At 63.5% G+C, this 11,944-nt stretch carries 7 protein-coding genes; 3 read left to right on the plus strand and 4 right to left on the minus strand.

Annotated features, from left to right (window positions below):
* Positions 1 to 297 precede the first annotated feature (297 nt).
* The 3 genes from JQ597_RS29090 to JQ597_RS29100 all read right to left on the minus strand — a co-directional run bounded on the left by JQ597_RS29090 (position 298) and on the right by JQ597_RS29100 (position 2,528).
* Positions 298 to 1,170: a DMT family transporter gene (locus tag JQ597_RS29090; protein ID WP_212268920.1), complete on the minus strand. Its 873-nt coding sequence runs from the start codon at positions 1,168 to 1,170 to the stop codon at positions 298 to 300.
* Between the two features lie 70 nt (positions 1,171 to 1,240).
* Positions 1,241 to 1,954 (minus strand): TetR/AcrR family transcriptional regulator, encoded by a 714-nt coding sequence (locus tag JQ597_RS29095; protein ID WP_502754684.1) that lies wholly within the window; start codon positions 1,952 to 1,954, stop codon positions 1,241 to 1,243.
* A 7-nt stretch (positions 1,955 to 1,961) separates the two neighbouring features.
* Positions 1,962 to 2,528, minus strand: coding sequence for a hypothetical protein (locus JQ597_RS29100; RefSeq protein ID WP_249148296.1), 567 nt, complete (start codon positions 2,526 to 2,528; stop codon positions 1,962 to 1,964).
* Between the two features lie 729 nt (positions 2,529 to 3,257).
* Here JQ597_RS29100 and JQ597_RS29105 point away from each other — a divergent pair.
* On the plus strand, positions 3,258 to 6,590 hold the full coding sequence (locus JQ597_RS29105) for an adenylate/guanylate cyclase domain-containing protein (protein ID WP_212268921.1): 3,333 nt from the start codon (positions 3,258 to 3,260) through the stop codon (positions 6,588 to 6,590).
* A 184-nt stretch (positions 6,591 to 6,774) separates the two neighbouring features.
* The gene (locus JQ597_RS29110) at positions 6,775 to 8,514 is read left to right on the plus strand and encodes a serine hydrolase (protein ID WP_212268922.1); all 1,740 of its coding nucleotides are present in this window, start codon (positions 6,775 to 6,777) and stop codon (positions 8,512 to 8,514) included.
* 129 nt (positions 8,515 to 8,643) lie between these two features.
* Here the strand turns inward: JQ597_RS29110 and JQ597_RS29115 are convergent, their stop codons facing one another.
* Complete coding sequence (locus JQ597_RS29115) at positions 8,644 to 10,362, minus strand: caspase family protein (RefSeq protein ID WP_212268923.1); 1,719 nt, start codon at positions 10,360 to 10,362, stop codon at positions 8,644 to 8,646.
* Positions 10,363 to 10,533: 171 nt separating this feature from the next.
* Between JQ597_RS29115 and JQ597_RS29120 the strand changes: the two genes are divergently transcribed.
* Positions 10,534 to 11,889, plus strand: coding sequence for a hypothetical protein (locus tag JQ597_RS29120; protein ID WP_212268924.1), 1,356 nt, complete (start codon positions 10,534 to 10,536; stop codon positions 11,887 to 11,889).
* Positions 11,890 to 11,944: the final 55 nt, after the last annotated feature.

The raw sequence follows: 11,944 nt of genomic DNA on the forward strand, positions 1-11,944 counted from the left end.
GTTCAGCTCTCGCCTACCCGACAGCTTGACACCTGCAACGGGTGCCAGGACCACACGGTTTTGCCGTACGCTTATCCACGCCGTCGTCGAGGCGCAAACCAGCGTCCACCGCAACCCGTCCAACGTCCGTGACGACGGCCGACGCCCTCTGAGTGGGACGGGATGGGCAAAGATATGCACCTGATTTGTCTTCTGGTAAAAAGAAATATTTTTTATTCCGGGGCTTGACACGATTTCCGCAAATCGGAAGTGATTTGCCCGTCGGGTTGATTTGCCGCACGCGTCGCATCCAGTTTGCTATTGCGCGGGGGAATCTGGTCGAGCGATCGGTCTCACTTGCGTAATGGCGACGCCCGAGATGGCGAGTAGTGCCCCGATGGCCAATGTCGGGGTCACGCGGTCGCCAAGGAACAACACGCTCGAAAGCAGGGCGAAGACCGGAAGCAGCAGCGCGAATGGTGCCACGCGGGCCATGGTGCAACGGGCGATCAGCCAGAACCAAAGGCCAAACCCGACAATTCCTCCGATGAAAATAGTGTAGGCGAGCGCCATCCAGCCACGTTCGTCCGCCGTGACGAGGGTGGTCAGTTGCCCGTGTTCAAGGAACAGCGACATCAACATGACCTGCGGTACCGTGAAAAGTGACGACCACCCCGTCAACATCAAGGGATCGAACGGGCCGTGGCGCTTGGTCAGGACGTTGGCGACCGCGAACGCGAAGGCTGCCCCGACCACCAGCAGGATCGGTAACGCATTTGCGGACAGGCCCGGCCCGGCGGCCAGCACGACCACGCCGACGAAGGCAACCAACACACCAGCGGATGTCATCAGCGACGGCCGCTCCGCAAGCAGTGGCCAGGCCAACAGGACGGTGAAGGGCGTCGTGAGTTGATAGGCGACGGCAGACATGCTGCCGGAACCGAGCCCCAGGCCCACATAGAACAACCCGAAATTCAGTCCACCAAGGAAGACCGAGATGACGGCGATTGAGCCGAACTCTTGACGTGTCGGCCTTGCAACGAAGGGGATGAGCAGCAGCGCTATGGCAAGGAAGCGCAGTCCAAGGAAGAAAAGTGGCGGAAACTGCAGCACGCCTACTTTGATGGCGACGAACTGATAGCCCCAGATGAGAGGCACCAGCACCGCGCAGGCGATCTGAATGGCAGACATGGCATCCTCATTTTTAGACCAATCGGTTCAGATATAGGCACGCGTAGTACGGCGTGCGTCCATGGCTGAGCTAGCTGATGAAGCGGTCGAGAAGGGCGTCGGCAGTGGCTTGCGACGTGGTGCGCGTTGGTCCCGTTTTGCCGACTACCCGAAGTCCCTCGACGAAGCAGACCAGTATCCGCGCGGCACTTGCAGGCTCAACACCGGCGGCCAGTTCGCCCGCTGCCTTTGCGCGCGCGAGTGCGCTGGCGAGCCTGGCCTCCATGGCTTTGAAAAAACCGCCGATGCGACCTTCGACATCCCCGTCGTGGCCGGCCAATTCCATGGCTGTGGCCACCAGCAGGCATCCGCGCCGACCGCTGGCGCCGCTCGTGCGCTCGACGTAACCAGCAAGGAAGGTCCGCAGGCCATCAACCGGCGCGTGACGCGGACCGAGTTCGACGTCCATGCGCGCCAGAGCGTCGGCGATATAGCGATCGAGCGCACGCAGGAAGAGCGCGTGCTTATCCCCGAAGGCGGCATAAAGGCTGCCGCGCGAAAGCTTGGTCGCTCGCAGCAGGTCTGGAAGCGCCGTGCCGTGATAGCCGCGTGACCAGAACACTCCCATGGCGCGCTCGACAGCGGCTTCCGTGTCGAAACCACGCGGCCGGCCACGCGGCAACTGCATTGCGGATTGGCGTGTCATAGCCGTATATATAGACTGATCGGTCTTGAATTGCAAATGGCAGCTATGAGCCAATCGCGTCGGCCTGCGTCGCAGCCAGCCTGCGCGTTCCAGCGGCAATCGGAAATCACTTGCCGGCATTCTCGGCCGTGCCGTAGCTGCGGGCGATGATGCCGGCAGCAACCTGCAACGAAGAACCGGTCATCCAGCTGCCTCCGATCAAGGCCAGCGATCCGTCAGACACGGTCTCATCGAGGATGATGATGCCGACAGACGCAAACGTCGCAATCGCGGCAAGAAATATTCCGACCGCGCTCAGGATCTCAACCACAGTATCCGGGCTCCATCGTCGTTGGATCGAGGCTGATCTTCGGGCCGAACGGCGAGGCAGATCGATGCCGACATAGAAGCTGAAAGCCCCAAAGAGCATCATGAACAGGACGATCCCGACACTTAAGGGCAGTTCGTTTAGCCGGCGCAATAATGCTGCGGCGACGTACAAGCCGCAGGAGCCTCCAATCGCGGCGAGTCCTACTCGTTCAATGAGATGCGCCGATTTGATGAGAGCCGCAGGAGCGAACCCGGCCGTCTTGGTGCCGGATGACCTGTCGAAATTTGCATTGGCCATTTTCATGGGGCTGCCTTTCCTAAAAGTTGCCTGCCGGAACGACGCGATATGTTGGCCGCGCCTCATGCAGCCATCGTCCGGCGTGAGGAAATCTCGATCGGCCGCATCAACGCGTTTGACGGCGTCATGCGCCTATATCCCCGAACACACCGTATGCCCTGCAGTTTTGTTGAATGGGTTTGGCCTGGGCTCGCGCAGGTTGCCGCCACATTGCCGGGCGCGTATTTGCGCCGCTTCCACGCTGGCGCCATTGAGCGCCCTCGGGTCCCCGGAAAAATCTGGTGTCGCTCATGACAGCAGCCGTTGGGACCGATCGAGCTTCTAGCACTGCCTAACGCGCGTCGGTGTGAACCCCTTCACATCGCCACGGCATGCTCCCTTCGTCATGTTCCGGGAGACAAGGTTCAAACAAACGTGTTCGGAGTAACGTAGTACCTGACTATTCGTTGGCCGACGGTTGATGCAGCGCAGGTTTCGGCGGGTCAGATATCGCCGACTCATCGATCGGCTCAATCTGGCGCAGAGTGCATATCAGTTCGAATTCTTTCAACGTTGCGAGTGGGTTCGGTCTTGCCGTCGAGCGGGGCGTCCAGCAATCCTGCCGTTTTGCATCCAGCCATTGCTCTCTTGAGTAGCGGACATTTCGACCGCGCGGCCTCCGGAAAAATCGAAAGCCGGGCACTGCAGATATGCGGCAAACAGGGCGTGCGACGACCGGGAAAAATATGCAATAATTTTTTCGTTACCGTGGTTCCAATATTAGGCAGGCCGCCAACCAGAGCGTGGGTGGTGCCAATGCAGCAAATTGCGGACTGGCTCGAGAAGCTGGGGCTTGGGCAATACGCGCTGCGTTTTGCCGAGAACGGCATTGATCTCGGTGTGCTTCCCGACCTGACGGATCAGGACTACGACAGATTGGGAGTCCTGATCGGTCATCGTCGCAAAATGCTGCGCGCGATTGCCGAACTCAATCAAGCCGAACTGGTCGCCGAGCCGGCGATCCGGCGCAATGCCGAACGACGCCATCTCACCGTCATGTTCTGCGACCTGGTCGGTTCGACGGCGCTCTCCGCGCGCCTCGATCCCGAGGACATGTGGGAGGTGATCCGCACCTATCGGGCCGCCTGCGCGAGGGTCATTGCCACTTACGACGGCATTATCGCCAGGTTCGTCGGCGATGGAATACTTGCTTATTTTGGCTATCCCGTTGCACACGAGGATGACGCGGAGCGCGCCGTGCGGGCGGGGCTCGACATCACCGCCGCAATAGGGCCGCTGGAGACGCGCGCGATACAGCGGGTGGAGGTACGGATCGCGATCGCGACCGGACTTGTTGTGGTCGGCGACCTCATCAGCGGAGGCACGTCAGAGCAGCAAGCGATGGTCGGCGATACACCGAACGTCGCCGCCCGGCTGCAGGGCCTGGCGGAGCCGGGGGCCGTTGTCGTTGCGGATTCGACGCGCCAACTGCTTGGCGACCTGTTCACGTTTCGCAGCCTCGGCCGCCGCGAGGTCAAGGGCATCGACGAGCCCATCGCGGTCTGGGCGGTCGAAGGCGGAGCCGCATCGGAGAGTCGCTTCGAGGCGGTGCGAACCGTGCGCTCGATCGGCTTTGTCGGCCGCAAGGCAGAGATCGAATTCGCGCTCTCGCGCCAGCAGCTGGCGTGGCAGGGCCAGGGCCAGGTGGTCCTGATTTCCGGCGAGGCCGGGATCGGCAAGTCGCGCATTGTCGCGACGCTGTTGGAGAATCCTGCGTTGGGGGCGCACCGCCGGGTGCGCTATCAGTGCTCGCCCTACCATACCAACAGCGCGCTGCATCCCTTTGTCGCTCAACTCGAGCGCGCTGCCGGCATCAGGTCGCAGGACACGCAGGAGCAAAAGCTCGACAAGCTCGAGGCAATGCTCGCGCTCGGAACGCAGCAGGTGGCCAAGGCGACGCCGCTCATCGCCGCTCTGCTTTCGATCGCCACCGGCGAGCGCTATCCGCCGCTCGGCCTGAATCCAGTGCAGCAGCGGCGACAGACATTCGTCGCCTTGCTCGATCAGCTCGAGGGTTTGGCACGGCAGCAGCCTGTGCTGGTTGTCTGCGAGGACATGCACTGGGCCGACGCCACCACGCTTGAGCTGATCGATCTCACGGTCGACCGGATCAGGGCATTGCCGATACTCGTGCTGATGACCTTTCGGCCCGAGTTCGAGCCGCCCTGGGTGGGGCTTCCCAACGTCAGCCTGTCGCGGCTCGATCGGCTCGACCGGCGGGAAACGCGCGCGCTGGTCGAGCAGGTGACCGTCGGCCGGCAGCTGCCAGGCGAAATGATGACGCAGATCATCGAGAGGACGGATGGTATCCCGCTGTTCGTCGAGGAACTGACCAAGATGGTGCTGGAGTCCGGACTGCTGGTGGAAGATGCCGGGCGCTATCGGCTCGATAGTCCGCTCCCGCCGCTCGCCATTCCCGCGACGCTGCAGGACTCGCTGATGGCCCGGCTCGACCGGCTGGCGCCGGTCAAGGAGGTGGCGCAGATCGGCGCTGCCATTGGCCGCGACTTCTCGTATACGCTGCTGCGATGTGTGGCGGGGCGCGATGATCTGACATTGAGCGCCGCGCTGGCGCAGCTCGAGCAGGCCGAGCTGCTGATGCGGCGTGGCTCGCCGCCGGAAGCACGCTACAGCTTCAAGCATGCGCTGGTTCAGGAAGCGGCTTACGAGAGCCTGCTCAAGAGCCGGCGGCTGCAGCTCCACAAGCATATTGGCGATGTCCTGCGCGACAGCTTTCCGGTGATCGCCGAAACCGAGCCGGAAGTCTTGGCTTATCACTTCACTGAAGCGGGGCTCGGCGAGGTGGCCCTCGGGTGGTGGCGCAAGGCCGGCCAGCAGGCGCTGAAACGCTCGGCGTATTCCGAGGCGGTCGCCCATCTCGGCAAGGCCGTCGCGATCGCCGATGGGGTGCCCGACGCGCCGGGCCGCATCATGAGCCGGCTCGATCTCCAGATTGCCTATAGCCGCGCGCTGCGCGGAAGCCTTGGGCACAGCGCGCCCGAAACGGTGGCGGCATGGACGCGCGCCCGGCAGTTCGCAGCTGACATCAATGATCCGGTCGAACTGGCGCCGATCCATTCGGGCCTGTTCAATGCCTGCCTCACTCACGGCGAGATCGCGCCGATGCGGGAGTTGGTGGATGCAATCGTCAGCGCCGCCGACCGGCGACCGGAATCGCCGGTGGCGGCAGTCCTCGCCCATTGCACCAGCGGGGTGACTTGCTGGTTCGGCGGCGATTACCTCAATGCGAAAGTGCATCTTGAGCGGGCCCTGGCGATCTACGGCGCCGAGCCGAATCCCGAGACCTTCAGGGCGTCGACGCTGGACCTGCCGTTCGTCATCATGAGGTTTCTCGCCCTGGTGCTCTGGCCGATCGGAAAGATTGATCGAGCGCGCCGGCTCGCCGCGGCAGCGGTGAGTGTCCCGGGCGAAAAGCGGGCGCTGTCGCAGGCCAATGCGCTGGTTCACAAGGCCGTCTTCGACGGACTATGCCGGGGCATGTTGCAGCAGACGGAGACCATCCTTGCCCTCGCTCTCGCCCGCGAACATACGATGCCGTTGTATGTGGCCGCCGGGACCTACCTGAACGGCCTTGCAAAGTGGCGCGCCGGCGAGCAGGTGGAGGGACTGAGCGAAATGCGCCGCGGCTGGACCTTGCTGCATGAAAATGATTGCTACCTTTGTGAGCCGTTCTGGGGGATGCATGTTGCCCTGGCGAACGCAGAAGCCGGGCAGCTCGAAACCGGGCTGGAAATTGTGCGCGCGTTGATCGGCTGGACGGAACAATCCGGCCAGCATTGGCTCGATGCCGAACTGCATCGTGCCCGGGGAGAGCTGCTGCTCCGTTGCGACCCGCCGAACGCTTCCATGGTCGAAGATGCCTTCAACAGGGCCCTTGAAATCGCCCGCCGCCAGCAGACCAAGACTTTCGAATTGCGCAGCGCGCTTGGCCTGGCGCGCTTCTACATCAGGAATGGTCGAGCGGCGCCCGTATCCGAACTGCTCGGGCCACTCCTTGTTGACTTCGACACCGCGCAGGATCTCCCCGAAATCGAAGAGGCGGAGAAGCTGCTCCGGCGCAGCCGTTAGCCGGTGCAACTACATTCTTTCGAGGGCCGGAAGGGCGAACCGCGCCGAGCGAAGCGTCTTCACTTCTCCGTCAGGCAGGCTTCGCGATCGGTACGCCACCAGCTACAATCCGCAACGCAACCTTGCCGCGTGGTGCAGCCTGATCCGGGATATGCGCTAGCTGCTGTTCGAGCCGAGAAGCTGCATGTCCCACGCATCCGCGGAGGCGCCAACCGCGCCGGTTTCCTCGTTCGTCTCCGATCTCGATCGTCTCGCCGCCGAAGTGATGGCCGACTGGAAGGTGCCGGGGGTCGCGCTTGCCGTGGTGCAGGACGGCAAGGTGGCGCTGACGCGGGCCTATGGTCAGCGCGATGTCGAGGCAAATCTGCCCGTAACGCCGGCGACGCAGTTCGTGATCTGCTCGATCACCAAATCATTCACCGCGACCGCGATGGCGCTGTTGCACCATGAGGGGCGGCTCGACTGGACCAAGCCGGTGCGCGACTACATGCCCGAGTTTCGCCTGAGCGATCCGGTCGCGACCGAGCGGGTCACGGTGCGCGACCTGCTGAGCCATCAGTCGGGGCTGCCGCGCCATGACTGGGTGCACATGGCGGGCGACCGGGCGCCCGCCGAAATGCTAGGCTTGATGCGGCATCTCGAATTGAGCCGCGATATCCGCACCACCTGGCAATACAACAACCTCTGCTACAACGTTGCGGGTCTCTTGATCGAGCGTCTCAGCGGACAGAGTTTCGAGGCGTTCATCCGGACCCGGCTGACCGACCGGCTCGGCATGACCGTCAGCTTCAACCTCGACGACCTTGACGCCGCAGGTGAAGCGGCGCGGCCGTACATGATGCACGAGGATACACGGCTGCCGGCGATGCGCCTGCCGATCCGCACCATTGCGGCCGGTGCGATCAACACGTCGGTCACCGGTCTTGCGAACTGGATGCGGCTGCATCTGGAGAAAGGTGAATTCGACGGCGAACGGCTGCTGCCGGCAGCGCTGATCGGTGAACTGCATGCGTCGCGTGCCTTCATCTCGGCGCCCAACCTCGCCGAGTTCGGTCAGGCGCTCTATGGCCTTGGCTTCCAGACCAACTACTATCGCGGCGACCGGATGGTGTTTCACGGCGGCGGCTGGGTCGGCTGGGGATCGCTGATGACGCTGATGCCGGACCTGGGCATCGGAATTGCCGTCCTGACCAACCGCAGCCCGAGCGAAGTGCCGTCAACGCTGACCTGGTACATCCTCGACCGGCTGCGTGGCCGCGCGCCGGTCGAATGGCGTGCACGCTTCCTCAAGCAGCGCGATGAATTCATCGCCCACATGCAGGTCGACAAGGACGCGCGGGAAAAGGCGCGTCACAAGGATACGCAGCCAGCGCACGAGCTGGCGGCGTATGCCGGCGAGTACGCGCATCCGGCCTATGGCGTGATGTCGATGACTGCAAAGGACGGCGCACTGCATTGGGCGTGGCGCGGGATGTCCGCACCCCTGACGCACCGTCATTACGAGACGTTCGAATTGCCCGAGGAGCCGCACCGCCTGCAGCCGGACCGGCTTGCCATTACCTTCCTGACCGACCGCGACGGCAACATCGTCAGCCTGTCGGCGCCGCTGGAACCTGTCGTGAAGGATATCGTCTTTGCACGCCTTGCGGCCGGCGACTGCACCGATCCTGCGTTCCGCGCCCGATGCGTCGGCCACTTCAAGAGCGGTTCGATAACGCATCGCGTCACGCTGGATAGCGAAAATCGGCTCGTGCTGAAGCCCGACTACCAGCCGGCCTATCGCCTCGCGCCCGAGCAGGGCAGAAGGTTTCGCATCGTCGAACTGGAGGGTTTTGTCGTCGAATTCCGCGGCGAGGCTGTTATCGACGAGGTGGTCTTTCACCAGCCGAATGGCGTCTTCGTTGCGCAGCGGGTGGAGGAGTAAGGAAGTAACTTTCTACGTCATTGCCCGCGACAAACGCGAAGCGTTGCGCATGAAGCAATCCATCCATCCGCTATGCCGCGAGATGGATTGCTTCGCTTCGCTCGCAATGACGGGGCGAGAGCGGCGTGCTCACTTCCCCGTCAGATAGACCTCACCGAGCAGCGACGAGTTCGACCACGGCACCTGCCTGGATTTGGTCGCGGCGACGACTTCGGCGCGCACCCGCGTCAGCATCTGCTGCACCTCGAGCCCGGGCGTGCCGATGTGGCGCGACAGGGCTGCCGAGAACGGGCTGTTGACGCCTTCGCCGTCGAGCGCCACCTGTCCGGGCGCGGTCGCATAGGCGATCAGCGTTCCCGCGCCCAGCGTCGAGCCGGCGCCAAGGCTGGCCGGCGCGGCGAGACCGGGTCCGGCCTGGATGCCGCGATTGGCGCCCGCGGAAGCCACTTGCGTCGTCGCCACGGGGGGAGTCATGGGGTTGTTGCGGCAGGCGTCCATGATCAGGATGTTGGTGCGCACCTGATCGTCAAGACCGGCCATGATCGTATCCATTTCCACCATCGTATCAGTCATGCGGCCGCCGGCTTGCAGCGCCACGTCGATCGGCACCAGGTAGTTGCGGCCCTCGACCTGCACGCCATGACCGGCGTAGTAGACCACCGCGACCTGCGCCCGCGCCGCATCGCGCAGGAAGTCGCGGATCGTCGACTGCATCGCGACGCGATCGAGGTCGATGCCTTCGTTCACGACGAAACCGATGTCGCGCAGGCTTTTCGCGATCGAGCGGGCGTCGTTGACCGGGTTGGGCAGCGGCGTGACGTGGGCGTAGGCGCCGTTGCCGATCACGAGCGCGACACGCCGCGTGATGCTCTGGACCGCGGTGGGAAGCGGGGCAGGGCTTGCCGCGCCGGCCGGCGCCGATGTCGTGTTTGATGTCGCATCTCTCGGCGCCGGCGCCGTTGGGTCCGTGAGCAGCGAGAGCCGAACCTTCGCGGTGGCCTGATTGGATTTGCTGCCGGCGTCCGACGCCTTGCCTTCGAGGGTGGCGGCGTAGTCCTGCTTCGCGCTGGTGAAATCGCCCTTTGCTTCATAGGCGAGGCCGCGCTGGCTGTAGGCCGAAATCAGCACGCTGCCGGGCGGCGTCATGATGTTGACCGGCGCCTTCGCCTTGGCGAGGCGGATCGCCTCGGTGCCGTCGGCAATGGCGCGTTCGAAGTCGCCCTTGGCGCGCCAAAGCACGGCGCGGTGGATCAGCGGCTGCGGCAGCGCCGCATCGAGCCGGATCGCTTCGTTGATGTCGGCCATCGCGCCGTCGAGATCGCCGAGCGCCTGTTTCGAGATGCCGCGGTTCTGATAGGAGAACGGGGATTTCCGTCCGGCGTTGATCGACGAATCATAGTCCGCGATCGCCTTGGCGTACTCGCCCTTGCCGCGCCAGGCGTTGCCGCGGTTATGAAACAGGATGCCGCTCGGTGGTCCCAGCCGCAGCGCGTCGTTGAAGTCTGATATCGCGATGTCGTATTCGCCCTTGTCGTAATAGGCCGAGCCGCGCAGATTGTAGATCGCGATATCAGGCTTGAGCCTGAGCGCCTCGCTGGCGTCGGCGATGACCTTGACGTAGTCGCCCTTCTTGTTCCAGCCGACCGCGCGCCAGAAATAGATGCCCGCGAGTTTCTCGCCGGAAAACACCTTCAGCGCGATGATCTTGTTGCAGGCATCGATCATCTGATCGGCCGGCGTGGTGTCGGTGGTGCAAAGCGGCCCGAGTTGTTTGCGGGACTGGGCGAGGGAGGGCGCCGACCACAGGGCGGCTGCGAGCAAGCTCAGCGTCAGGATCGCGCGGCGCATCAATTGGTCCTTACCATCAAGGGGTTGCGTCCTTGTCTTGGTGGCGAAATCCGGGATGGCGGTTCATGCCGGCCGGGCCGGGAAACAGGCCTTTCCCCCAGTGGGCAGATGGTGGTAGGACGTCCCGGTCACCCGCCGTTGCCCACCGTTCCGTCCCAAAACCGCCACCCGATGAAAAACGACAAGATTCTCAGCCAGATATCGGATTTCTGCCGCCAGGCCGATATGGCGGAGACGACGTTTGGCCGCCGGGCCGTCAATGATGGCAAGCTGGTGCATCGCCTGCGCGAGGGCAAGCGCATTACCATCGACACGCTGGACCGGATCCAGGCCTATATCGCCGCCTCGACGCCGGGCGGGCTGCCGCCGCCGCGCGGGATCGAAGTGCCTCCCGAGAAGCGTGACCCCAGGGGCAATTTCCGCTTCTTCGAGAACCGGCAGAAATACCTGCTGTTCGTCCATACCTGCAGCGAAAAGCGGATAATCGCCGACCGGGTGGCGCTCGAGCTGTCGAGCCTGCATCCGCGGCCGCCGGCGCTACGCGTGTTCGATGCCGGCGTCGGCGACGGCACGGTGCTGGCGCGGGTGATGCGCTCGATGCACGGCCGCTTCCCCCATATGCCGTTCTATATCGCCGGCAAGGAGCTCAGCCTGGAGGACGTCCGCCTGACGCTCGACAAGGTTCCGGACCGGCTGTTCGAACATCCCGCGACCGTTTTTGTGCTCACCAACATGTACTACGCCGAGGCGCCCTGGCTGACGCCGGCTTCGCCCGCGGCGGCCGCAGGCATGATCTGGCATGAGGTGGCCTTGCAGGGGGCCTCGTCGGGCGAGTTCGAGACCCAGATCGCCGCACTGGGCCCATTTCTTGAGCAGAACTGGCGGGCCAATGTCAGCCCCACATCGGGCATGCCGATCTATGAACGGCCGGTGGCGCTGGTGGTTTACCGGGAGGACCACCGGTTCCTGCTTGATTCGATCATCCCCCGGGCGGGCCGAACCGAGGCCAATTTCGATCTCGTCATCGCATCCCAGCCATACCGGGCCAAATCCTCTGTGAATTTCCGCGCCAAGCGGATCATCGCGCCGCTGGCGCGGGCGCTGCGGGCCGGCGGCCGGTTGATTGGAATTCACTCCCATGGGCAGGATCCGGGGCTAGAAATCATCCAGGCGGTGTGGCCCGGAGAAAATCCTTTCGCGGTGAGCCGTCATGAGCTATTGCGCACGGTGAAATATGAGCTGGGGTCAGCCGGGCGCGACCTCAATTTTAATGCTTACGCCGATAACCGTTCCATCTTCCGTTATGATATGGAAGCGCTGCCCAACGAGGTCACCGGCTCGATCGGAACCTCGACGGCCTTTGCAGCGTGGAATGCGGCGGTGTATGTCGCCCAGATCGAAGACGAACGGTTGACGGAAATGACCGAAAACGGCCGAACCCTCGATGCCACCAGAGAGGTTCTGCGCAAGCATAATGGGCTTTGGTTTTACGACGAATCCTACGTCATTTCGCGCCGTCGCGACTGACATTCCGGGATAAATGACAAAGAGAGCCCGCCGACAGCAGGCGGAAACAAGGGGT

The sequence above is a fragment of the Bradyrhizobium sp. AUGA SZCCT0177 genome (assembly GCF_018130125.1).
Taxonomy (GTDB): domain Bacteria; phylum Pseudomonadota; class Alphaproteobacteria; order Rhizobiales; family Xanthobacteraceae; genus Bradyrhizobium.